The following is a 22,353-nucleotide window of genomic DNA, read 5'->3' on the forward strand; positions in this document are numbered from 1 at the left end:
GATGTGCTGTGTGAAGGTCGTCGCGGTCTACAGCATCAAAGGCGGGGTCGGTAAGACGACGACCGCCATCAACCTGGCGTGGACCGCAGCCGCCAAACTGCGGGTGCTCGTCTGGGACCTGGATCCGCAGGGCGCAGCGACCTACCTGCTCGAGGTGAAGCCCAAACTCAAGGGCGGCGCCGAGGCGCTGGTCCGCGGGAACACGGCCACCGGCGCGGCTGTCCGCGCAACCGGGAACAAGAACCTCCACGTACTGCCCGCGGACGACAGCCTTCGCGAGCTCGACCTGATGTTCGACGCGGCCAAGAACTCCACCCACCGCGTGGAGAAGATCCTCAATTCGGTTGCCGCCGACTACGACCTCGTCGTGTTGGATTGCCCGCCGGGCGCTTCGCTGGTCGCCGAGAACGCTGTCCGGGCTGCAGATCTGGTTGTGCTGCCGGTCGTGCCTGCGCCCCTCGCGCTGCGATCGCTCGACCAGGTCGACGCGATCGTCGCGGAGTCCGCGCATCCCGCGCCCATCCTGGCTTTCCTGAATATGGTCGATCGCCGCAAGGTGTCGCATCGCTACGCGGCCGAGACCCTGCCCCGCGATCGGACAGAGGTGGTCGACGTCATCGTCCCGGCCGCCATCGCCATCGAGCGGATGGGCACCGAACGTGCCCCTGTCGTCGCATACGCGCCGCGGTCTGTCGCCGCCGTCGCCCTGGCCGAGCTCGCAAATCAGATCATCGACAGGGTCAAGGCCAAACCCGCCAAGCGCAAGCATTGACGGGTTCGGGTACTGCGCCTTCTCTGTGTGACGCTCAGACCGCAGTGCGCCCGGCGTCGACGGGGAAGATCGCCCCGGTGATGTAGCTCGCCCGCGGCGAAGCCAGGAAGCCGATCGCTTCGGCGATCTCCTCGGGCTGAGCGCCACGGCGGAGGAGGGTCGTCGCTGCAAGGCCGTCGATGTTGGCCTTGTCGGAGCCGCCCGTGTAGACAGGGCCCGGAGCGACTGCGTTCACACGGACACCGCTGGCTCCGTATTCCGCCGCCCACGACTGCGCGAGGGATGCGACGGCCGCCTTGGTGGCGCCATATGCGGCGCCGCCCGCGAGGCCGATGGTACCGGCCATGCTGGCGAGATTGATGATGCTCCCGCTGCCCTTGGCGGCCATCTTCGGCCCGATCGCTGCGACGAGCAGGTAGACCGATTGCACGTTGGATGCGAACAGCCGGTCGAGCGTCGTGCCGTCCAGATCGGCGGTCGCGCCGAACCAGGAGAACCCTGCGTTGTTGACGAGGATGTCGACATCGCCCGCTTCTTCCGCCAGGCGCGTGGCCGCCTCAGGGTCACCGAGGTCCGCGGCCACGAATCGGGCCTTGCCGCCGGAGAGCTCGATCTCTTCGACGACCTGAGCGCCCCTTGCCGCATCGCGTCCGTGGACGATGACGGTGGCTCCCTGCTTGGCGAGCTGGAAGGCGGTTGCCCGGCCGATGCCGGATGTCGCGCCGGTGACGAGAGCGGTCGAGCCCTCAAGGTCCCGGACGGTGTTCGCGAGTGCGGGGGTGGCAGTCATGATGTCTCCTGAGTGTTGGTGAAGCTCTTTGTACCGATCTGTCTAAAACGTTAGACCGGGTTGTCTAAAAAGGCAAGACTCATTCTCGGTTTAGACAGATCTGTCTGATATTCTGAGGACCATGACGATCTCCGCGGGCAAGCGATTGAGTGCACGAGACCGCCTTCTTGCCGCGAGCGACGAGCTCTTCTATACCGAGGGCATCCACTCGGTCGGCATCGATCGGGTGCTCGAGCGGGCGAATGTGGCCAAGGGATCCTTGTACTACAACTTCACCGGTGGCAAAGACGAGCTAGTGGAGGCATACCTCGACAACCGTCACGGAGTTTGGAAGGCCACCGTGGAGGCGGGCGTGTCAAAGCAGACAGATCCGGCTCAGCGGATACTCGCCGTGTTCGACACCCTGGGAGAGCTTTTGCGAAGCCGGACTACCGCGGCTGCGCATTCATGAATGCGACGGCGGAGGCGCGGCCAGACAGTGTCGAGATGCAGGCCGCAGGGCGGTTCCGTTCCTGGGTGCACGGGCTCTTCCTCGACCTGGCGACGCAGTTCGGCGCTGCCGATCCGGCGACACTCGCCCGACAGCTCGTCGTCCTCTACGACGGCGCGACCACGACATCCCAGATGGACCACACGGCAGGGGCTGCCAAGACTGCGCGCGACCTCGCGCAGCTCATCCTGAACTCGGCGTGACGTCGCGCAGTTGGTCGACCGTCGCGTGGATGCACTCCACCCAGTCGTCCGACGGAGTGCCGGCGATCCAGGATTCGAACCCCACCTTGAAGACGGTGACACCGGTCTCGGCCGCGAGAGTCGCGCCCGGTTCTGCGACCCCTCGCTGACGGAGCGCCTCCGCGACGGCGGTGCTGATGGATGCCATCTTCATCAGCTCGCGTTCGCGCAGCGCCGGGTTCGCAGCAATGATCTGCGCGCGCCTGATCGAGTGGGCGCGGTCGAGGAAGACCGTTCCGACGCCCTCCATCGCGGCGATGACGATGTCGATCGGGCGCAAAGAGTCTGGGGCCATCCTGATCGATTCGAGGATCGCCTGTTCCAGCATTTCAGAGCCCTGGAACAGCACCTCGCGCTTGTCGGCGAAGTAGCGGAAGAAGGTCCGCTCGGTGACGCCGGCCCGCTCTGAGATCTCGAGCGCGGTCGTCTGCTCGAATCCCTGCTCCGCGTAGAGCTCCATCGCGGCCTTCGCGAGGCGCCCACGCGCATCCGGTGCCCAGCGTCCCATCGGGCCAGTATACGGTCGCGCTCCTCGTGATGTCGGTGACTGACATTAAGTGCTACGGTGATGACAGCAACTGACATGAGGAGGAAGAATGCGTATTTTCATCACCGGAGCATCCGGATGGATCGGCACTGCCGTCACCCAGGAGGTCCTCGCCGCCGGGCATGAGGTCACCGGTCTCGCCCGCAACGACGACTCGTTCGCCAGACTCCAGGCGGCGGGCGTGACGCCGCACCGAGGAAGCCTCGACGACCTGGACAGCATGCGAGACGCGGCAGCCGCATCCGATGGCGTCATCCACCTGGCCTTCAAGCACGACTTCTCCGACATGGCGGGGGCCGGCGCCACGGAGCGCGCGACCATCCAGATGTTCGGCGACACCCTCGCCGGGTCGGATCGCCCCTTCCTCTTCGCCTCGGGAGTGGCTGGACTCGCCCCCGGCCGCGTGGTCACCGAGGACGATGAGGTCCCGTTCGGCGGACCCGACTCGCCCCGCGGCGGCGCCGAGCAGCTCGCCCTCTCGTTCGCCTCGCGCGGCATTCGTCCGGTCGCCCTGCGGTTCGCACCGACGGTCCACGGCCAAGGCGACCATGGCTTCACATCCGTGATCTCCGGCGTCGCCCAGGAGAAGGGGGTCTCCGGATACGTCGGTGACGGCTCGAACCGCTGGCCCGCGGTGAACCGCGCCGATGCCGCGAAGCTTGTCGCTCTCGCACTCGAGAACGCCCCCGCCGGATCCCGCGTGCACGCCGTCGGCGAGGAGGGCGTCTCCGCTCTCGAGATCGCGACCGCGCTCGGCGATGCGCTCGGCGTGCCCACCCGCTCGATCGCCCCGGACGCGGCAGCCGAGCACTTCGGCTGGATCGGCATGTTCTTCGCACTGGACATCCCCGCTTCCAGCGCCAAGACCCAGGCATCGCTCGACTGGACGCCGACGAACCCCGGTCTGATCGACGACATCGAGTCGGGCTACTACGGTACGAAGTAATCGCACCGCCGCTCGATCTTCGGCGTGGATGTCACAGCACGGGATGCTGCCCGGTCTGAGTTGGTGAAGGCCGTGGAGCACTCGCTCCGCGAGCTCCCAGTGAAAGGAATCCCATGAAGATCGTGGTCATCGGCGGTACAGGTCTGATCGGTCGGCCTCTGGTCGCGGCGTTGCGCGAGGCGGGACACGAAGCCGTCGCCGCGTCGCCGTCGACGGGAGTGAACACGGTGACGGGCGAGGGTCTCGCCGAGGTGCTCTCCGGCGCGGACGTCGTGGTCGACATCCCGAACTCTCCGTCGTTCGAAGACGGGCCCGTGCTCGACTTCTTTGAGCGCTCAACCAGCAATCTGGTCGAAGCGGAGAAGGCAGCGGGCGTCGGCCACCATGTCGTGCTGTCGATCGTCGGTGCCGACCGGATGCCCGACATCGGCTACATGCGCGCGAAGGTGGCTCAGGAGAAGATTGTGACCGACAGCGGCGTTCCGCACACGATCGTGCGCGCGACGCAGTTCTTCGAGTTCATCCCCGCGCTGGCGGAGGGTGGGGCCGACGGCGACACGATTCGCCTGTCGCCCGTGCTCATGCAGCCGATTGCCGCGGCCGACGTATCGGCCGCACTCGCGAACGCCGCGCTGCTGGCGCCGAGCAACGGGATCTCTGAACTGGCCGGTCCTGAGCCTCTCCGGCTTGCCGATCTGGGGCAGCGCGTCCTCGCGGCACGAAACGACCCGCGCACGGTGATCGAAGACGTTTCCATGGGCTACTTCGGCGGAACCGTCACCGACGCGTCCCTCGTTCCGGGGAACGATCCTGAGATCACCTCGGTCGAGCTGGCACCGACCAGCTTCGAGGAGTGGCTGACCGAGTCGTCGACTCGGAGCTGACAGGCGCATCAGAAGCAACGAAGAAAGGGGTGCGAGGCAATCGCCCCGCACCCCTTTCTTGGCGCGACTCTCAGAGCGTGCGCGCCGCGATGTCGCCGGCGGTCGTGGTCGCGTGGATCTCCAGGGCGACATCGCCGCCCGTGTTGGCCAGGGCGTTCGTGATCCGGCCGTGCGTGGTTCCCGCGTTCAGGCTGGTGGTGACGCCGGCAGGCACACCAACGGTCACGTCTCCCAGCTGGGTGCTGAGAACGACCTTGCCCTGCAGGGCCTCATCGACTCGCACATCGCCGCGAGCCGTTGCGACCTCAGCGGGGCCGGTGAGACGGCCGATCGTGATGTCGCCGTCGAGCGTTCCGAGGGTGGCGCTCGATGCCTCGTCCAGCTTGATCGGGCCGTACGAGTCGTGCACGGTCACGTCGCCCAGTCGGCCGGCGCCGCGGAGCTCCGCACCGGCCTTCGCTTCGACACGGGAGCCGGCGGGCAGCTGCACCGTCACCTCAACGGTGCCCGACGGCCCGAAGGCGGCATTCTTCTCGGGGGTCGCAACCCGCAGGACGCCGTCGGTGAACTCGACGGTGGTCCGCTCCGCTGCTTTCACGTCGCGGCCCTTCGAGGCATCCGCGGGTCGCACATCCACGATCGTGTCAGTACGCGCTGCGGCGACGAACCGGAGGTGACCGGCGGGCACGTCGAGAACGGCGGTGATGGGACGGGGGTGTTGTACTTCGGCATGGCGCTCACTCCTTCAGTGGTACTGCTCAGGATGTTTCGGACAAGAGAAACGCTACGTTGCGTTTCGCAATCACGCAACAACTATGTTGCGTTAGATCGGTAAATATGCCGATCAAGAGGTAGATAATGTTGCACTGGTCCACAACTGAACGCAATTTTAATACGGCCATCCGTTGCATTAGTGCGCCGATGAACGCTACGCTCGACGTGTCGACGGCGGAGGAGGCCCAGGATGCCCGCAGGTAGACTCACGAAGCAGGAGCGGCAGCAGATCGCGCTCGGTCTGGCTGACGACCTCGCGTATGCGGAGATCGCGCGCCGCCTCGACCGCCCGACGTCGACGGTCACGCGGGAGGTCATGCGCAACGGCGGCCCGACCGGTTATCGTGCCGACCTGGCGCAGCGCGCCACAGAACAGCGCGCTCACCAGAGTCGGGGTGCCGCGCCTCGCGCTGCGCCTTCATCCGTCGCCGACGGAGTCGACTCGCGGGCGGTTCGCGAGTACGAGGAGCAGTTCACCACTCTGTTCATGCAGTCGGGCCTGCCGCGCGTGGCAGCGGGTGTTCTCACCAGTCTCTACACGACCAACGCCGGCAGCCTCACTGCAGCGGAGCTGGTGCAGCGGCTGGGGGTGAGCCCCGGATCGGTCTCCAAGGCGATCGCGCTTCTCGAGAGCCAGGGCCTCGTCATCCGGGAACGCACCGAGGGCCGACGCGAGCGATACATCGCCGACGGAGACGTGTGGTTCCAGTCGATGATCGCTGCGGCTCGATCCAACGCCCAGATCGCGGAGACCGCACGCCAGGGAGTGCGCCTCCTCGGGGCTAACACCCCCTCGGGCACACGCCTGGAGAACATGGCCCGCTTCATGGATTTCGTCGGCGAGAGCATCGCCCGCGCCGCCGAACAGGCCCGCGGGCTCCTGATGGTCGACGGGGCGGGCCAAGTCAAAGACGAGTGACCGCAATCTGTGCAGGATTGCAACCTTTGATCAGACCCACCACGGGCAGCGCCCCCGGCGTAAAATCTCAGCCATCGATTGGTTCGCCAGCGCCTGTCGTCCGGAATACCCGGAACGGACGGACGAGGAGCTGCGACCACACCGGCGCAGTACCGCGATGCGGTCGAGTTCCCACCCCGGAGTAAGACCGCTGTACCACGCCCTAGGAGGCGTATTTCCCATGCTCAAAGAAGCGCACGCAGTGCTGCCCGCATCCGATCTCAAACGCGCACAGGACTTCTATCACGACGCCCTCGAATTCGATCCGGATGCCGCGGCGGACGGCAACCTGATCTACCGCCTCGATGGCGGCACGTCGTTCGAGATCTACGAGACGGGCAATGCCGGCTCGGCCCAGAACACCCAGATGTGCTTTCTCACCGACGATCTCGTGGCCGACATGACCAGGTTGCGCGGGCGTGGTGTCGCCTTCGAGGACTACGACTTCCCCGGTCTGAAGACCGAGAACGGAATCGCGACGGTCGGCGACACGCGAGCCGCCTGGTTCAGAGACAGCGAAGGAAACTTCATCTGCTTGACCGAAGGAATGTAGAGTTCGATCGCCAGGTCGTCGTCGAAGGAGAGCGATCATGCCCGCTACAGCCCTGCCGTCAGAGGGAGCCGCGCCGAACGGCGGTCCCGTAAGCGCCAAGACCTGCGATGCGCGGGGTATGGCCGAGATCCACCGGATGTTCCGCGCGGGGTTCCGCGAGGCACCGGCTCTCATCGCGGGCGTTGCAAGCGGTGATTCCGCGCACGCCGACGTCGTCGGCGACCACCTCGCGATGCTGTCCGTCTCCCTCCATGCTCACCATGAGGGCGAGGACTCGCACCTGTGGGGCACTCTCGAGGAGCGCGCGCCCGCCTGCGCCGTTCATGTCGAACGGATGAAAGAGCACCATGCCCAACTCCTCGTTCACCTGACCGAGATGGATGGTGCGCTGCCCCGTTGGCGCGCCTCGGGCCTGGCCGCGGATGCTGCACCCGTTCAGGATGCTCTCGACGGCATCAACGCGGCACTCGCCATCCATCTGCCCGACGAGGAGGCGAACATCGTTCCCGTCATGGAGAGGACCATGACGCCGAAAGAGGTCGACTGGTTCGGCGAGCACGGGCGCAAGGCCACGCCCAAGGGCAAGAACTGGGAAGCGCTGGGCGCGATCCTCGCTTCCCAGCCCGACGGCGGCGCTGAGTGGCAACGCGAGCACCTTCCGGCTCCGGCCCGTCTGCTCTGGCGGATGGTCGGCAAGCGCAAGTACGAGAAGAACCGGTCGCAGCTGACCGGAAGCTAGCCGGCGCCGGCCAATGGCTCGGTCAGGTACCGCTGGATCGACGGCGCTACCTCGGCGACGAGCGTCTCGTGGCTGAGGCGGGCGATCGGCGGCACTTTGACGACATAGCGGGCCATCGCGACCCCGAACAGATGCGCTCCTGCGAGGGCGATGCGGTGCATCCGTTCGTCGCCCAACGCACCGCCGTTCGGGTGGTCGCGGATGCGGGTGCCCATGACTTCGATCAGCATCTCGGCCGCTCGACTCGACGTGACGGCGGAGCGGACGAGGGAGAAGAGGATGGGCCGCGTCTCCGGCTCCTCCCACAGGCGGAGGTACGAGTCGGCCACTCGGGCGCCGAGACCGTCGATGTCGCCCACGAAACTCGCGGCCATCCGCTCGGGGATAGCAGTGCGATCGACCAGCGTAGCCGCGAACAGGGTGTCCTTGTCTTTGAAGAAGTGCCGGATGAGCGCCGGATCGACTCCTGCCCGGGTGGCGATCGCGCGGATGGACGCACCCTCGAAGCCGCGCTCCGAAAAGAGGTCGCGTGCGGAGTCGAGGATAGCGTCGCGGGTTCCGCTGTCGCCGCCGCGTCGACCGGTCGGACGCTTGCGCATTGCCTCGGTACCCGCCATGCGTGTAGCTTACTCTCCAAGTGGGGATTTCCTCACCTGGAGAGTTCGTTCGACCGACGTCGAAGGGGAAGTCCATGAACGCGGACGCGGTAATCGAGGTCGAGGGGCTGACGAAGTCCTTCGGCAAGTTCCAAGCGCTCAGGGGCCTCGACCTGACAGTCACAAGGGGCGAGGTGCACGGCTTCCTCGGTCCGAACGGAGCCGGCAAATCCACGACCATCCGAGTGCTGCTCGGGTTGCTTCGCGCGGACGGTGGAACGGTGCGTTTGCTGGGCGGCGACCCGTGGCGCGACGTGGTCGACCTCCACCGACGCCTCGCCTACGTGCCGGGTGACGTGTCCCTCTGGCCCGGGATGACCGGCGGCGAGGCCATCGATCTTCTCGGCACCCTGCGCGGCGGCCTCGACGAGAAGCGACGTGCCGACCTGATCGAGCGGTTCGAGCTCGACCCCACCAAGCGCGGACGACAGTACTCCAAGGGCAACAAGCAGAAGGTGGCGATCGTCGCCGCACTCGCGTCGGACGTCGAACTGCTGGTGCTCGACGAGCCGACGAGCGGGCTCGACCCCCTGATGGAGAACGTGTTCCAAGAGGTCATCGGAGAGGCCAAGAACAATGGTGTGACCGTGCTGCTGTCGAGTCACATCCTGGCCGAGGTCGAGAACCTCGCCGATCGGCTCAGCATCATCCGTGACGGCCGCATCGTCGAAGACGGCACGCTCGCCGAGCTTCGCGGACACACGCGCACGTCCATTCACGCTGTTCTCGATCGGGTTCCGGATGCGAGCGAGCTGGCAGCGTTCCACGATGTCAGCCTCGACGGCAGCAAGCTGACCGGAACCGTCGACTCCGACCGGATCGGTGAGGCGATGAACCTGATCGCGCCGTTCGGGATCGCGGCGCTCACGGTGGAGCCGCCATCGCTCGAGAGCCTTTTCCTGCGGCTCTACGAGAGCGAGAACGCCACTGAGCCCGCTAGCGCGACGAAGACCGAGCCGGCGGCAGGGCGATGAGCACCGCGCTCACGGGTACGGCGCCGCTGCTCCGCACCTCGGTCAAACACGACGGCCGAAGCTTCGCACCCTGGATCCTCATCGTCTCGGCCCTGTCCGCGTCGTCCGTGCTCGTCTATCCCTGGATCTTCCCCGACCAGCAGGATCGCGCGGGGCTGGCGACGGCGATCGGCGCGAATCCTGCACTCGGCCTGATCTTCGGCCCGGCGTTCGACATCAGCACCACCGACGGATTCAACGCCTGGCGCAGCCTCGCCATCGGCGGATTCCTGGCCGCGCTCGCAGCGATCTTCGCGGTCACGCGGGCGACCCGCGGTCAGGAGGACTCCGGCCAAGCCGAGTTGCTCGCGTCCGGCGTGCTCGGGCGGGACAGCCGTCTGCTGGCGGGCGTCGGCCTGGCGCTCGTCGGTTCTCTCGGACTCGGTGTGATCGCCGGCGTCGTCACCGGATTGTGCGGTGGCAACTGGCAGGCGTCGATGCTCCTCGGTGCAACGTTCACGGCGACGGGGTGGATGTTCACAGCCGTCGCAGCGGTGACGGCTCAGATCGGGTCCGACTCGCGAACCGCCAACTCGATGGCGGTCGGCACGCTCGGTGTGCTGTTCATCCTCCGCGGCTTTGCATACTCGGTCGAGGCGCCCAAATGGACGGTCTGGATCAACCCACTGGGCTGGATGACCGAGACCCGGCCGGCGAACGGCGACCACTGGTGGCCGTTGCTGCTCGCGCTCGGCCTCACGGTCATCCTGATCGGCATCGCGTTCGCGCTTCAGGCCCGGCGTGACTTCGGGCAGGGCGCGATCGCGCCGCGTCCGGGTCCGGCCCGGGGGAAGGACCGGTCGACGTGGCGCCTCACCTTCCGCGTGAATCGCGGCCCGGTCATCACCTGGACGATCGCGTTCCTCGCGCTCGGCGTGGTCTTCGGCTTCTTCGCCACCTCGATCACCGACATCCTGAGCTCGGACAGTGCGGTTGCGCAGGTGCTCGCCGCGGGAGCGACGACTCCGGATGCGCTCGTGTCGGCGTTCCTCGTCACCATCCTGAGCCTGGTCGGCATCATCGCCTCGATCCCCGGCGTGCAGATCATGCTCAAGCTGCGCACCGAGGAGATGGAGGACCGCGTCGAAGTGGTGATCGCGACCAAGGTACGTCGCCAGCGCTACTACGCGAGCAGCGTCGTGCTCGCCCTGGCCGCACCCGCGGTCTACGTTCTGATCGCCGGAACGGTCATCGCGACCCTCGCCTCGACGGCGGACATCGGCGTCAATTTCGGAGACGCGATTCTGCAGGCGGTCGTCACCGTCCCAGCGGTCTGGACGGTCGTCGCGGTCTCGGTCGCGGTGGTCGGGGCGCGTCCGCAGGTCAGCATCGCGGCATGGCTCGGGGTTCTCCTCTCGTTCGTGCTCACGCTGCTCGGGCCCACGTTCAAACTCTGGGACTGGATCCTCGCGATCAGCCCGTTCTGGCACATCCCGAACGTCACACTCAGCGACGCGGATGCGTGGGGGCTGCTCTGGATCAGCCTCGTCACCGCATTCTTCGTCGCGGTCGGCTTCGCCGGGTTCCGCCGCCGCGACCTCGCTCGCTGACAGGCGAACACAGGCTGCTGTGATACCGTCCTCGACGGCCGAGGAATTCCTCAGCTGTAGAGAAAATAGAGAGCACGCGCGCGCCCGAGCGCCGAACCGATGATCACGCAAGACGAACCCCGAACCCGCGCCCTCCGAGGCAGGGGAGCAATTCTTACGGCGCTCCGACTGACGCGGGCCGGACTACTCCGGTTCCTTCTCGTCATCCTCGCTCTGCAGGCGGTGAACTACTTTGCTGTGCTGCCCGCGATCAACGGGCTCTTCGGCCTCGCGCTCACCTCGGCGCACCTCGAGCAAGTGACCGACCGCACTCTCGGGGATCTCCTGGTCAGCCCGCTGGCCGACCTGTTGCTGCTCGCGATCGCTGCCATCGCGCTGATCGCCCTCACACTGCAATTGTCGGCGACGGTCGTCATGGTCAATCGGCAGCAGACCGGTCGAGCGCTCACCTTCTCCGGGATCGCGGTGGACACGGCGCGCGCGATCCGCCGGGTGATGCACCACCAATCGGCTGTGCTCGTCGTGTACCTCTTCGTGCTCGCGCCCCTGGGCGGTCTGGGGCTGTTCTCCGTGATCACGCGTGGGGTGTCGATCCCACCGTTCGTCACGCGTGAGTTCATGAAGACCACGGCAGGCGGATTGGGTTACATGGCTGTCATCGGCATCCTGATGTACCTCAATCTGCGCTTGATCCACACGCTCCCGCTGATGTTCGTCGGGGGCAGGCGACCCTTCCGGGCGCTCGTCGACAGCGTTCGGGCCACCCGTCGGCGGTTCTGGCGCACCCTGCTGCTGATCGCCGTTCCGGTCGCTGCCGGGGTGCTGATGACCACGGCGCTCTGCGAGGCTCTCATCGGCGTCACGGATGCGGTGAGCCGGGTCTGGCCTGACGCCGCGGGCGTCGTCGGCTCCGTCAGCATCAGCGCCGGGCACACGATCGGGTTCTTCCTCACCGGCGCGGTGACCGTCGTGGTGGCTCAGCTCCTGGTCGCGGACTGTCGCGAATTCCTGGGCCTGGCGCCGATCGAACTCGGGGTTCAGATCGCGTCCAAGTCGCGGCGCGCGAAGGCGACGCTTGTGGGCGCGCGAGTCGCCGTGGCGTCGGTGATTCTGGCCAGCGGCGTCGCGGCGGCTCCTGTCCGCGCGGCTGACGAGCCCGCATCCGTCGACACCGTGGTGCTGGCGCATCGGGGTTACTCGGGCGGCGGGGTGGAGAACACGATCGCCGCGCTGGATGCTGCCGCCAAGCTTCATCCCGACTATGTCGAGACCGACATGCAGGAGACCAAGGATGGCCGCTTCGTCGCGAGCCACGACACCAACCTGCTCATGGTCGCCGGCCTCAACGAGAACATCTACGACATGACGGTCGACCGGGTCACGAAGGTCGTGGAAACCGAGGGCGGGTTCACCGGAACGATCCCCACGATGACCGACTATGTGAAACGCGCCGCGAAGCTCGGCGTGCCGCTGCTCATCGAGCTGAAGGTCCACGGCCACGAATCGCCCGACTACATCGACCGGTTCCTCGCCGAGCTCGATGCCGCCGGGGTAACCGACCAGAACATCTACCACTCTCTCAGCCCCGAGGCGGTGCGCGGTCTGAAGGAGCGTCGTCCTGAACTCCGGGTCGGCTACACGATCGCGATGAGCATCGGGGCGGTCCCTCAGCTCGACTGCGACTTCTACGTCATCGAGCAGGCGTCGTTCAACACGGGCTTCCTCGCGGACGCGCACGCGGAGGGGAAACCCGTCTACGTCTGGACGGTCAACGATCCGGTGACGATCCGCAAGCTCATGCGCGACCGCGTCGACGGAATCGTCACGGACATCCCGAACGTCGCGGAGGAGAGCCGCACGCAGTTCGACCGGACGGACGAGACGGCCTTGCACGTCGCGGACGCGTTGAGCTACCTCGACGCTCTCCGCTAGCGCTCCGCTTGTTCGACGTGCTGCGGTGCGGGTCCAGAATGGGGGCATGCAGCAACGCATCGGTCGGGTGACGACAGCCGACGGCGCGCAGCTCGCGTTTTCCACGGTCGGCACGGGACGCCCGGTCGTGTACGTGTCGGGCTGGCTCAGTCATCTACAGCTGAGCTGGGAGGTGCCGGAGGAGCGCGCCTTCTACGAGTCGCTCGCGCAGGGATGCCGTCTGGTGCGGTACGACCGTGCAGGATGCGGCCTCTCGGCGCCGTCCGACCGGCCGCCTTCGCTGGCGTTCGAACTCGAGCAACTCGCCGCGGTCGTCGCAAGTCTCGGTCCGGAACCGTTCGACCTGGTGGGTACGTCGATGGGGGCGCTGGTCGCGGTGGCGTGGGCGGCCGCGCATCCTGAGACCGTGCGACGGCTCGTGCTCTACGGCGGCTGGGTGCGCGGCCCTGAGATCTCACCACCCGATGCGCGTGACCACATCCTGGGCCTGGTCGAGTCGCACTGGGGGCTCGGCTCCGACGTGCTCACCGACATCTTCGCTCCGGATGCGCGGTCCTCGACCCGCGAGACGCTCAGCCGCTACCAGCGTGCCTCCGCCTCGCCCGCCACCGCCCGAGCGTTACTCGCCATGAGCTACGACCTCGATGTGACCGACCTCCTCGCCCAGGTGAGCGCCCCGACGTTGGTGGTGCATCGGGATGAGGACCGCGCCGCGCCGGTAGAGCAGGCTCGGGCACTCGCCGCGGGCATCGCCGGCGCCGAACTCGTGGTGCTGCCCGGCCGCTCGCACATGCCGTACGTGGGTGACTCGCACGCTCTCGCGTCGACGATCCGCCGCTTCCTAGGGTTGCGCGCTTCGCGAGCCGGCGCCGGAACCCTGACGCCGCGGCAGGATGAGGTCGCGGCGCTGATCGCCGCCGGGCACACGAACCGCGAAATCGCGACGCGACTCGGGATCGACGAACGGTCGGCTGAGGGGCATGTCGAACGCATCCGGACCCGCCTCGGCTTTCGATCACGCGCGCAGATAGCCGTGTGGTACGCCACCCAGAAGTGAGCTGTTACGCGTACGGTTGGTTTATTCAGTCGAGGAACGGGGCGTGACCATGGCATCGTCGCAGTCGGCTCGCAGCATTGTGACCGCAACGGGGCGGGCCATCGGCAGCTTGTTGGCGCGCATTGCGAGGATTCTCATGATCGTCGTCGGCGGAATGAATGGTGGACGTTCAGCGGATGAATCCGCGAGGTCGCTCTATGAGGCCAAGAAGGACTACCGGCCGTAGCTCTCGCTGTTTGTCGCGCCGCTCGGAAGTGAGGTAGTTCCACGCCTGACGGGGTCGGCGCGGTCTTGCACTCTGGAGCGATGGACAACGACACGACCACACCCGACACTGCTCCTGCCGAACCCGACACCTCGTCAGACCCGCACTTCGAGCTGCACAGCGCACGAGGCCCATTCAATGCCGCCTTCTTCCGCGTGATGGGACCGTACCTGGAGTCGAGCCTGCGTCGGCGCAAGCGCCAGGTCTTCGCAGACCTCCCTCGCACGGTCGTCGAGATCGGCCCAGGGGTCGGCGCCAACCTCCGCTACCTCGGCGCGGGCGACACACTCGTCGCCATCGAACCCAACCGCTACATGCATGATCAGCTGAGGGATGCGGCGCGCAGCCACGGCGTTAACCTCGACCTGCGCGAGCGCATGGCCGAGCAGACGGGCCTCCCGGATCACAGTGTCGACACGGTGATCTCCTCGCTGGTGCTCTGTTCGGTGCAGGATCCCGCGGCAGTGCTCGCTGAGATCCGTCGCATCCTGAAACCCGGTGGCACGTTCCGCTTCGTCGAGCACGTGGTCGCCGATCCCGGAACGCCGACACGTGCCGCGCAGCGGATCCTGCGTCGCCCCTGGGCCTGGACCTTCGAAGGATGCTCGTGCGAGCGCGACCTCGAAGGTTGCGTGCGCGCCGCCGGATTCGACACGGTTGCGGTCGAGCATTACCGCGTGCACACCCCGTTCCTCCCGTTCAACACGCACATCGCGGGGACCGCCCGGGCGTAGAGCTTGCCAGTAGGCTCGGGCCAGCCCGCGACTCAGCGCCGAGAAGGGACAGCCGGAAATGCCGCGGGTCACGCGATGGCGGTAAGCAGCTTCCTATTTCTGATCTACCGAGCGTTCACTCTGACCTTGATGCGTCCCGACCTGCTGGCTTTAGCACGGGCTGACGGCGGCTTTTCCTTATGATCGAGCAATGTTCCGGCACCTGAGGGAGGAGAACCGAATGGCTGAGCAGACCGACGCAGAGTTCGCGGCACTGGCGGCGAGGCTGACTGATCCGGCGACCGGGGTGCCTGTGGCGGCGAACGTCTCGACGGGCGCTGATGCGGCCGCCGGGGGCCTCGAGTTCTTGCTGGCTGAGTACGGGTCGCCGGAAGCCCTGGACGCGGCTTTGCGCCCAGCGGGCCGGCCTCGGCTGAACTGATTCCGCGCTCTGGCCAACCGATTCAGGAGCGCCTGCCGAAACTACGAATGCAGCGCGACTCAAGCCGCCACGCGCCTCCGGAGCGCCATCGTCGTGGTGATGGCGAGCAGCACGACGCCGATCGCGTCGACGATGACCGTCTCGGGCACGAGGGTGAAGGACCACGATTCGGTGATGCCGAACAGGCCGACCGTCAGCGCCAGTAGTAGGGCGAGGAGGCTCGCGATCGTGAAGAGCAGGCTGAGCACAGTGGCGATCTTGAAGAGCGCGCCGCGGAGGATGAGCATCCCGATCGCCAGAACGATCCCGGCGACGGCGTTCAGGATGAAGAGGACGCCCAGAAGGCCGCCGACACCGTCGAACACGAGGAAGAGATGGATCCCGGCGATCGCCAAGAGGACGATCGCGCTGAGGATTCGCATGACCCGAAGGCCACGGCCGCTGTCAGTCATCTGAACACCTGCTTTCGATTCGAGCCTCCGCCAAGGTAGGCCACTTAAACGACACGAGCGGGCCGCGCAAATGGTTCAATCCGTGGTCATGCGCAAACGCGACTACGGGCCGTACGCGTCGAGGAACCGGTTGCGGAACGCATCCATCCGCCACACCGGAGCGGTCGGCGAGGGAAGCATCCCCGGCTGCCACTTCCACGACGAGATCCGGTCGATGACCGCCGCGTCCTTCGAGATGATGCTGATCGGAACCTGGTGGTTCGCGCCGGCCCCGCTGACCACCGTCGCAGGCTGGTGGTCGCCGAGCACAACCAGCACGAGGTTCGGGTCGTCGAATGTGGTGAGGAACGAGAAGAGGCTGCTCATCGAGTACTCGATGGACTGGCCGTACAGCTGCTGCACGTGGCGCGGATCCTGCCACACAACGCTCGGCGGGAGCCCCTGCGCCGGCTGCGGGCCGTAGATCGAACCGTCGCCGATCGAGTCCCAGGGCACCAGATGCGGCAGCGGCGTCCACGGCGTGTGCGACGAGACGAAGTCGATCTCGGCCATCAGCGGCTTGTGCGGCTTCGACAGCTCACTCTGCTGAAAGTACGACCACGTGTATTGGTCCGGGATGCGAGCGTAGCTGAAGCGCGGACCCGCGTACCCGACATTGGTCGCGTTCAACTGCTTGCCGTACTGGTAGAACGAGCTGCCGACCGGCCACGGCTTCGTATCGGATGGCACGTCGCTGACGGTCTGCCAGCCCGCCTTCTTGAAGGCACTGCTCAGCGTCAGCCGATTTCCTGCCGTGACCTGGTCGTACTTCTGCTGCGAGTCGACCCAGAGCCCGGACTGCAGTGTCGAATGGGCCAGCCAGCTGATCCCGCCGAACGTCGACGAGGTGAGGAAAGCGCTCCGCTCGGAGTAGCCGCTTGCCGCGAGCTGCTTGTTTCCCTGCTTGAGCACCGCATCCACCCCGGGAGAGAAGGACGTGTTCTGAACGGCGACCTGGCCGTAGCTCTCGATGAAGGCGACGATGACGTCCTTGCCCTTCAACCCCGTGAGCAGGTCGGACGCCGGCAGGTGGGCATACGCATCCGTCGCCCCGGCTTTGTCGAAGGCGGCCTGATCGCGAGCGGCGACGCTCACCTGATCGACCTTGGCGGCGGCAGCGTCGACGGTGTCCGCCGCGGCGACCGGCTCACCCGGCACGATCTGCGCGCCGACCAGCGCGAGCACGAGCCAGCTGGCGGTCACCGCGGATGCCCCGATCACCGCCGGCCTCCGGTGACGCCGAGCGACGCGGGCGAGGTGAAGGAACGAGGCAGCGACAGCCACAACGGCCCCCGCCGCGACGACGATCACCAGGGCCAGGATGGCGAGCGCCGCGAACGATCCGGTGGAGTCGCTGACCACGCCGTATCCGTCGACCAGTTCCGACCAGCCGCTCACGACGTTGAACGGCTTACCGACCGTCGCCGTGAATTCTCGGTCGAGAGCCGCGCTGATCGCCGCCAGCACGAGCAGGGTGGCGACGACGATCGCGACCGTCCGGCGTACCCACCGCCAGGGCACGAACGCCAGAACGATCAGGGTCAGGATGCTCTCGAGCGGCACACGCACGAGAGCCAGCGCCGATCCCGAGCCGATCAGTCCGGGCGCCAGCGAGAACACGAACAGGGTCACCGCCGACAGAACGGTCGCGATGGTCGTTCTGACGGGATGCGCGCCGACCGGTTCGCGATGCTCCCGCGTGCGACTCACAGTCCGCCTCGGTCGTCGAACCGGTCGGACAGGGCATAGCGCAGGAGCACCACATCCCCGATCTGCCGCACCTCGGCGAGGGTCGCGCGGCGATCGCTCGTCCACGGGAAGGCGGCGTCGCCGACGAACCGGGGCGCGCGCTGATCGCCGACGAAGATCGGCGCCACCGCCAAGTGCAGCTCGTCGACGAGGTTCTCGGCCAGGAACTGCGTCAGAGTGATCCCGCCGCCCTCGACCATGAGCCGCTTCGTGCCGCGGTCCGCCAGGTCGGCGAGCAGGTCGGTCATGGTCACGTCTTCACCCAGCTCCACCACGGTGGCCGAATCGCCGAGTCGCTCCCGGATGCGTCGCCCGGCCGACCGTGGGCAGTAGACCAGCTTCGCCGCGTCGCCGTCAGTGAAGAACGCAGCATCCGGATCGAGATCTCCGGTTGCTGTCACGGTCACCTTCCACGGCGAGCGCTCGAGCCCCGCCGCCGCGCGCTCACCCTGTCGGTCGGCACTGCGCACGAGCAAACGCGGGTTGTCGCGTCGAACAGTACGGGCACCGACGAGGATCGCGTCGTTGCGAGCGCGGACCTCATCGACCCGATCGAAGTCCGCTGCGTTCGAGAGTGCGAGCTTCGGCGGGAGCGCGGTGTCGAGGTACCCATCGAGGGAGATGGCGCAGCTCAACGTCACGTACGGTCGGTCGGTCACGATGGTTCCTCCTGGAGCTGACGGATGCGAGCCTCGTCACGATCACGCCGGGCACGATCGAGATGATGGCGAGAACGCCGAACAGGGTGGCGGCGGAGACGCCCGCGGATGCGCCGAAGCCGGCCACCGCGAAGGCCCACCCGGCGACGCCCTCGCGGGGACCCCATCCGCCGACATTTAAAGGGATGGATGCGGCAAGGAGCACGACGATGGCGAGAGTCACCACCTGCACCGGTGGAACGTTCACGCCTACGGCTGTCGTCGCTACAGCGAACGTTGCGACATGGCAGGCGACGACGACGATCGACGCGCCGACGACCTGGGCGGACACGGCCGGTGAGCCCAACCCGGCACGCACTTCGACCACTTCGTGTCGCAGCGCGCGTCTGAACCTTGCACTGGCCACCGTGGCAGCGAGAGCGCCCACGGCGAGCGCGGCGAGCCCGATCCCGATCACGGGAAAGAGGAAACCCTCGTACTCGGCACCGAAGAACGCGAGCACCACCACCGTGAGCCCCAGCTGCACCACCTGTCCGACCGTGCGTTCCACCACGACAGCGCGCGCGGCCTTGGCCACGCTGTCAGCGTTTCGGCCGTGATCGACCGCTCGCTGCACATCCCCGACGACACCGCCCGGAAGCACGGTGTTCAGAAACTGCGACTGGTAGTACATCTTCACGGCCGTCGACCAGCGCAAGGCGACGCCGAGTCGTCGAGCTATGAGCTGCCACCTCCAGGCTGCGGCGGCCGTCGCGATTGCGGCGAACACAATCGCCGCACCGATCGCCGGGGCGTCGAGACTCAGAAGCCCGTGCACGAACGGGCCGGTCCCGACACGGGCGACCACCGCCACGAGCACGCCCCCGCCGACGACAATGCGAATCGTGAGACGAAACCCTCTCGACGCTACGATCTCTCGGGCACGGGATGCGGTGAGCCGGCCGGTCATCGCGGCCACGCCAGCAGGTCGAGGTGGTACACCACGGCGGAGAGCTCTCCGCGGTCGAGTTGTGCCTGGCGATGCTCGCGGTACCCTGCGTGATCGCTCTGCAGTTGCGGATCCTGCTCCTCGGCCGCGTCGATCCAGCCCTCGAACCATTCGCGGAGCAGGTCGGGTTCGCGGTCGGTGAGGTGCCAGGTCGTCCGTGCCTTGCGTACGTGCCAACCGGCATGGCCGAAGAGCCCGTGGACGATCGGAGCGCCATAGCGACCGAGGAGCTGACGGCCGTCGACCTCGCGCCGCTGGTGAGCGTTGAAGGCAGTCCTGAAGTGCTTGTCGCGCGCATCCCAGGGCCGGAGTTCAACCTCGCCGGTCACGCTGAGCGAGAGAAGCGTCGGTGCGCCGACCGCGAGGCAGGCTTCGACGATCGCGTGTGCCTCGTGAGCGGTCAGCACGTCGAGGAGGGCCGATGCCGTTACGAGGGAGGCGCCCGCCAGATCGGCGGCTTCGAGGGAGCCGAGCTCGCCGACTCGGAGGTCGATCGAGACCGGGACGCCGTCCCGGTCGAGAGGGCGCGGTCCGTCGAGGGCTCGCCGGGGAAGGGTCGCGTTCCAGTCGTGTAGCACCCACGACTGCGGGCCGGGCAGGAGCGGCGCGAGCCAGCGCATCATCGAGCCGGTGCCGCTGCCGAGATCGTGAACGGTGATCGGCCCCGGTGGGAGGAGGGTTGGGATGGCTTCGGCGAGCGCGCGGGCGCGGGCGCGTGCGTCCTCCGCCTCGCGAACGGCAAGCCAATCGCTGCTGACCTCGAGAACCTCGCTCACGATCGCGGCGCCGATCCGGCGGCGGCGTTGTCGGTGAAGTTGTCGTCTGTGAGGGTGCCCGTAGTCTCCGCGAGCACTGACCCGACGATGGCCGTGGTGCCGCTCCACGGCCGAACCGCATCCCGCGCAGCGAGCGCTGCAGTTTTCGCTTCCGACCGCCAGGCCGGGCTCGCCCACCACCGGCGCAGCACGACGCTCAGAGCCCACGGGTCGTCCGGCGGCACGATCATGGCAGCTTCACTGCCCCCGATCGCCTCAGAGATCCCCCCGACACCGCTCGCGAGAATGGGGATGCCATGCGCGAGCGCTTCGGCGACCGCCATGCCGTAGCTCTCCCCGCGCGAGGGCATGATCGCGAGGTCGGCGCGACCGTACGCATCCTGAAGCGCTCGGCCGGTGAGTACGCCGGTGAACGTGACCCGATCTGTGAGGCCGGCTGAGGCGATTTCGGCGGTCAGCTCGGCGACGAAGTCGGGGGCGGTCGCGAGTGACCCGACGATCGTGCACGTCCAGTCGTAGCGGTCGGCGAAGCCTGCGAGGGCTCGTACGAGCACATCCTGACCCTTATGCGGAGCGACCGTCGCCACGCAGAGCAGCCGCCCGCCCGAGTCGGACGCGGTCGTCGCGGGTGCTCGGTCGGTTCCCGGATGCGCGACCACGATCCTGTGCGGATCCGTCGCATCCTGCGCGATCAGCTCGGCGCGGGTCCAGTCGCTTGTCGCGATGATCCGGTGCGCGGCTCGGAGGGCACGGCGCTCCCGCTCGCTGATCTCGGCCGCGACCATGTGCACGAGAACGATTAGGCGCAGGCGCGATCCGTTGTCGGTCAACGCGTCGGGCTCGCGAGCGGCGAGCAAGCCGTCGATCAGCACGAGGGCGTCCTCCGGGAGGTGCAACAGCGCCGTCGCGGTCTGCCCGTACCCGTTGTCGGGGACGAGGACCATCCGCACATCCCAGCCCGTCGCTCGTAGGCCGTCACGAACCCGCTGGTCGTACACGTTGCCGCCGCTCACTCGCTCGCTGACGTCGATCATGTCGGGAACGACGAAGAACACAGGGGTCTCCGGATGCGTGTTCACAGTGACCTCGAATAACTCGCCCACGCGATGTGCGACTCACGCAGTGTGACCGTGATCGAGGTCAGGCTCTGCCCCTTGCCGAGCGAGCCGTCGGCGACGCGGTCGGCCAGACGGTCGGCGATCACCCTGCACAGCATCTCGGTCGTCGTGTTCATCCCCGCGAATTCGGCTTCGTCGTCGAGATTGCGGTAGGTGAGGGAGCCGGTGATCTGCGAGAGTGCATCCGCCGCCTGGCCGATGTCGACCACGACACCGTCACGGTCGAGCTCGTCGGCGCCGAACGTCGCGTCGACGACGAAGGTCGCTCCGTGCAGTCGTTGCGCGGGGCCGAACGTCTCGCCTGTGAAGCTGTGGGCGACCATCATGTGGTCTCGCACCGTCACTGTGAATGGCATTACGCATCCCCCCAGTCGATCGTGTGGCACAGGTCGGAGCTCGGCCCGGCCGCGAGCGTCGTCATCACGTCGGGCAGATCCCGCCACGACGACTCGGCCGTGAGCAAGGCATCGAAGGCCGGGTCTCTCAGCAGTTCGAGGGCGAGGGCCAGACGGTCGCGCGTGGTTCTGGTGGCGCGGCGACGGCTGGACACCGCACCGACCTGGCTCGCGCGGATGGTCAAGCGGCGGGAGTGAAAATCCGCGCCGAGGGCCAGCGTCACCGGGCGATCCGCGTACCAGCTGGCCTCGATCACCTCGCCGTCGGTAATGGCCGTTTCGAGGGCGAGCCGCAGGCCGGCGTCTGAGCCGCTCGTGTTGATGACGAGGTCGCGGTCGTGCGGTGCCGCATCCGGTTCGGCGAAAGCCACGCCGAGCCGCTCGGCGACGCTGCGTCGCGAAGGGTCGAGGTCGACGAGGGTGACATCGACGCCAGGGATGCCGTGGGCCAGCCGCGCGACGCAGCAGCCGATCATCCCCGCTCCGACGACGGAGATGCGGTCGCCCAGCACGGGAGCGGCATCCCATAGCACGTTCACTGCGGTCTCGACGGCGCCCGCGAGAACGGCTCGCCGCGAGGGTACGCCATCCGGAACCGCTGTAACGGAGTCGGCCGGAACGACGAAAGCGGACTGGTGCGGGTACAGCGTGAACACCGTTCGGCCGAGCAACTCGGCCGGCCCCTGCTCGACGACACCGACGTTCAGGTAGCCGTACTTCACGGGCCAGGGAAAGTCGCCCTCCTGAAAGGGGCTCGCATCCGCGCATTCTCGCTCGCGGGCACGTGCCCGCCGAACACCGACGTCTCGGTGCCCCGGCTCACCGCGGTGTGCAGCGTCCGCACGAGAACGTCC

27 protein-coding genes are annotated in these 22,353 nt (G+C 67.2%); 15 read left to right on the forward strand and 12 right to left on the reverse strand.

Annotated elements, in window-relative coordinates; genetic code table 11:
- Window positions 1-10 precede the first annotated feature (10 nt).
- Window positions 11-772 carry a ParA family protein gene (locus tag ACQ86A_RS03355; RefSeq protein WP_431279211.1) on the forward strand — a complete coding sequence of 254 codons (762 nt, stop codon included), beginning with the start codon at window positions 11-13 and terminating at the stop codon, window positions 770-772.
- Between the two features lie 34 nt (window positions 773-806).
- On the opposite strand, the gene ACQ86A_RS03360 is transcribed toward ACQ86A_RS03355, so the two are convergent.
- On the reverse strand, window positions 807-1,562 hold the full coding sequence (locus ACQ86A_RS03360) for an SDR family NAD(P)-dependent oxidoreductase (protein ID WP_431279212.1): 756 nt from the start codon (window positions 1,560-1,562) through the stop codon (window positions 807-809).
- A 121-nt stretch (window positions 1,563-1,683) separates the two neighbouring features.
- On the opposite strand from ACQ86A_RS03360, the gene ACQ86A_RS03365 reads away from it, so the two are divergent.
- Both ACQ86A_RS03365 and ACQ86A_RS03370 read left to right on the forward strand, forming a co-directional pair.
- Entirely contained in the window at window positions 1,684-2,013 is a 330-nt protein-coding gene (locus ACQ86A_RS03365) for a TetR/AcrR family transcriptional regulator (RefSeq protein ID WP_431279213.1), read from the forward strand.
- Complete coding sequence (locus ACQ86A_RS03370; RefSeq protein ID WP_431279214.1) at window positions 2,010-2,255, forward strand: hypothetical protein; 246 nt, start codon at window positions 2,010-2,012, stop codon at window positions 2,253-2,255. The genes ACQ86A_RS03365 and ACQ86A_RS03370 overlap by 4 nt, the downstream gene beginning before the upstream one ends.
- Here the strand turns inward: ACQ86A_RS03370 and ACQ86A_RS03375 are convergent.
- A complete protein-coding gene (locus ACQ86A_RS03375; RefSeq protein ID WP_431279215.1) occupies window positions 2,236-2,802 on the reverse strand; it encodes a TetR family transcriptional regulator in 567 nt (188 codons plus the stop codon). The genes ACQ86A_RS03370 and ACQ86A_RS03375 overlap by 20 nt on opposite strands.
- 88 nt (window positions 2,803-2,890) lie before the next feature.
- On the opposite strand from ACQ86A_RS03375, the gene ACQ86A_RS03380 reads away from it, so the two are divergent.
- Complete coding sequence (locus ACQ86A_RS03380) at window positions 2,891-3,787, forward strand: SDR family oxidoreductase (protein ID WP_431279216.1); 897 nt, start codon at window positions 2,891-2,893, stop codon at window positions 3,785-3,787.
- 113 nt (window positions 3,788-3,900) lie between these two features.
- Window positions 3,901-4,671 (forward strand): SDR family oxidoreductase, encoded by a 771-nt coding sequence (locus tag ACQ86A_RS03385; RefSeq protein ID WP_431279217.1) that lies wholly within the window; start codon window positions 3,901-3,903, stop codon window positions 4,669-4,671.
- A gap of 70 nt (window positions 4,672-4,741) precedes the next feature.
- On the opposite strand, the gene ACQ86A_RS03390 is transcribed toward ACQ86A_RS03385, so the two are convergent.
- A complete protein-coding gene (locus ACQ86A_RS03390; protein WP_431279218.1) occupies window positions 4,742-5,359 on the reverse strand; it encodes a DUF4097 family beta strand repeat-containing protein in 618 nt (205 codons plus the stop codon).
- 276 nt (window positions 5,360-5,635) lie between these two features.
- Here ACQ86A_RS03390 and ACQ86A_RS03395 point away from each other — a divergent pair, with 276 nt between their 5' ends.
- The 3 genes from ACQ86A_RS03395 to ACQ86A_RS03405 all read left to right on the forward strand — a co-directional run bounded on the left by ACQ86A_RS03395 (window position 5,636) and on the right by ACQ86A_RS03405 (window position 7,695).
- On the forward strand, window positions 5,636-6,364 hold the full coding sequence (locus ACQ86A_RS03395) for a MarR family transcriptional regulator (protein ID WP_431279219.1): 729 nt from the start codon (window positions 5,636-5,638) through the stop codon (window positions 6,362-6,364).
- 220 nt (window positions 6,365-6,584) lie between these two features.
- Window positions 6,585-6,956 carry a VOC family protein gene (locus ACQ86A_RS03400; RefSeq protein ID WP_431279220.1) on the forward strand — a complete coding sequence of 124 codons (372 nt, stop codon included), beginning with the start codon at window positions 6,585-6,587 and terminating at the stop codon, window positions 6,954-6,956.
- A gap of 37 nt (window positions 6,957-6,993) precedes the next feature.
- A complete protein-coding gene (locus ACQ86A_RS03405; protein WP_431279221.1) occupies window positions 6,994-7,695 on the forward strand; it encodes a hemerythrin domain-containing protein in 702 nt (233 codons plus the stop codon).
- Here the strand turns inward: ACQ86A_RS03405 and ACQ86A_RS03410 are convergent.
- Window positions 7,692-8,312 (reverse strand): TetR/AcrR family transcriptional regulator, encoded by a 621-nt coding sequence (locus ACQ86A_RS03410; RefSeq protein ID WP_431279222.1) that lies wholly within the window; start codon window positions 8,310-8,312, stop codon window positions 7,692-7,694. The two genes, ACQ86A_RS03405 and ACQ86A_RS03410, sit on opposite strands and share 4 nt — an antisense overlap.
- A 74-nt stretch (window positions 8,313-8,386) precedes the next feature.
- Here ACQ86A_RS03410 and ACQ86A_RS03415 point away from each other — a divergent pair, with 74 nt between their 5' ends.
- The 7 genes from ACQ86A_RS03415 (at window position 8,387) to ACQ86A_RS03445 (ending at window position 15,323) form a co-directional block, all read left to right on the forward strand.
- Window positions 8,387-9,325 carry an ABC transporter ATP-binding protein gene (locus tag ACQ86A_RS03415; RefSeq protein ID WP_431279223.1) on the forward strand — a complete coding sequence of 313 codons (939 nt, stop codon included), beginning with the start codon at window positions 8,387-8,389 and terminating at the stop codon, window positions 9,323-9,325.
- The gene (locus ACQ86A_RS03420; RefSeq protein ID WP_431279224.1) at window positions 9,322-10,914 is read left to right on the forward strand and encodes an ABC transporter permease; all 1,593 of its coding nucleotides are present in this window, start codon (window positions 9,322-9,324) and stop codon (window positions 10,912-10,914) included. The genes ACQ86A_RS03415 and ACQ86A_RS03420 overlap by 4 nt, the downstream gene beginning before the upstream one ends.
- A 222-nt stretch (window positions 10,915-11,136) precedes the next feature.
- Complete coding sequence (locus ACQ86A_RS03425; RefSeq protein ID WP_431279225.1) at window positions 11,137-12,846, forward strand: glycerophosphoryl diester phosphodiesterase membrane domain-containing protein; 1,710 nt, start codon at window positions 11,137-11,139, stop codon at window positions 12,844-12,846.
- A 46-nt stretch (window positions 12,847-12,892) separates the two neighbouring features.
- Window positions 12,893-13,903 carry an alpha/beta fold hydrolase gene (locus ACQ86A_RS03430; protein ID WP_431279226.1) on the forward strand — a complete coding sequence of 337 codons (1,011 nt, stop codon included), beginning with the start codon at window positions 12,893-12,895 and terminating at the stop codon, window positions 13,901-13,903.
- Window positions 13,904-13,946: 43 nt separating this feature from the next.
- Window positions 13,947-14,129 (forward strand): hypothetical protein, encoded by a 183-nt coding sequence (locus tag ACQ86A_RS03435; RefSeq protein WP_431279227.1) that lies wholly within the window; start codon window positions 13,947-13,949, stop codon window positions 14,127-14,129.
- Between the two features lie 80 nt (window positions 14,130-14,209).
- Window positions 14,210-14,902 (forward strand): class I SAM-dependent methyltransferase, encoded by a 693-nt coding sequence (locus ACQ86A_RS03440; RefSeq protein WP_431279228.1) that lies wholly within the window; start codon window positions 14,210-14,212, stop codon window positions 14,900-14,902.
- A gap of 220 nt (window positions 14,903-15,122) precedes the next feature.
- Window positions 15,123-15,323, forward strand: a complete 201-nt coding sequence (locus ACQ86A_RS03445) for a hypothetical protein (protein WP_431279229.1) — start codon at window positions 15,123-15,125, stop codon at window positions 15,321-15,323.
- 59 nt (window positions 15,324-15,382) lie between these two features.
- Here ACQ86A_RS03445 and ACQ86A_RS03450 read toward each other — a convergent pair whose 3' ends face one another.
- The 8 genes from ACQ86A_RS03450 to ACQ86A_RS03485 all read right to left on the reverse strand — a co-directional run bounded on the left by ACQ86A_RS03450 (window position 15,383) and on the right by ACQ86A_RS03485 (window position 22,221).
- Window positions 15,383-15,745: a hypothetical protein gene (locus ACQ86A_RS03450; protein ID WP_431279230.1), complete on the reverse strand. Its 363-nt coding sequence runs from the start codon at window positions 15,743-15,745 to the stop codon at window positions 15,383-15,385.
- Window positions 15,746-15,877: 132 nt separating this feature from the next.
- Window positions 15,878-17,524, reverse strand: a complete 1,647-nt coding sequence (locus ACQ86A_RS03455) for a CDP-alcohol phosphatidyltransferase (protein ID WP_431279231.1) — start codon at window positions 17,522-17,524, stop codon at window positions 15,878-15,880.
- On the reverse strand, window positions 17,521-18,222 hold the full coding sequence (locus ACQ86A_RS03460; protein ID WP_431279232.1) for a RibD family protein: 702 nt from the start codon (window positions 18,220-18,222) through the stop codon (window positions 17,521-17,523). The genes ACQ86A_RS03455 and ACQ86A_RS03460 overlap by 4 nt, the downstream gene beginning before the upstream one ends.
- The gene (locus tag ACQ86A_RS03465; protein WP_431279233.1) at window positions 18,104-19,171 is read right to left on the reverse strand and encodes a lysylphosphatidylglycerol synthase transmembrane domain-containing protein; all 1,068 of its coding nucleotides are present in this window, start codon (window positions 19,169-19,171) and stop codon (window positions 18,104-18,106) included. Before ACQ86A_RS03465 ends, ACQ86A_RS03460 begins: the two co-directional genes overlap by 119 nt.
- Window positions 19,168-19,986, reverse strand: coding sequence for an SAM-dependent methyltransferase (locus tag ACQ86A_RS03470; RefSeq protein WP_431279234.1), 819 nt, complete (start codon window positions 19,984-19,986; stop codon window positions 19,168-19,170). Before ACQ86A_RS03470 ends, ACQ86A_RS03465 begins: the two co-directional genes overlap by 4 nt.
- Window positions 19,983-21,089 carry a glycosyltransferase family 4 protein gene (locus tag ACQ86A_RS03475; protein WP_431279235.1) on the reverse strand — a complete coding sequence of 369 codons (1,107 nt, stop codon included), beginning with the start codon at window positions 21,087-21,089 and terminating at the stop codon, window positions 19,983-19,985. The genes ACQ86A_RS03470 and ACQ86A_RS03475 overlap by 4 nt, the downstream gene beginning before the upstream one ends.
- Window positions 21,062-21,460 carry a 6-pyruvoyl trahydropterin synthase family protein gene (locus tag ACQ86A_RS03480; protein ID WP_431279236.1) on the reverse strand — a complete coding sequence of 133 codons (399 nt, stop codon included), beginning with the start codon at window positions 21,458-21,460 and terminating at the stop codon, window positions 21,062-21,064. The genes ACQ86A_RS03475 and ACQ86A_RS03480 overlap by 28 nt, the downstream gene beginning before the upstream one ends.
- On the reverse strand, window positions 21,460-22,221 hold the full coding sequence (locus ACQ86A_RS03485; RefSeq protein ID WP_431279237.1) for a zinc-dependent alcohol dehydrogenase: 762 nt from the start codon (window positions 22,219-22,221) through the stop codon (window positions 21,460-21,462). The genes ACQ86A_RS03480 and ACQ86A_RS03485 overlap by 1 nt, the downstream gene beginning before the upstream one ends.
- Window positions 22,222-22,353 lie beyond the last annotated feature (132 nt).

The organism is Leifsonia poae, from assembly GCF_050632195.1.
Classification (GTDB): domain Bacteria; phylum Actinomycetota; class Actinomycetes; order Actinomycetales; family Microbacteriaceae; genus Leifsonia; species Leifsonia poae_C.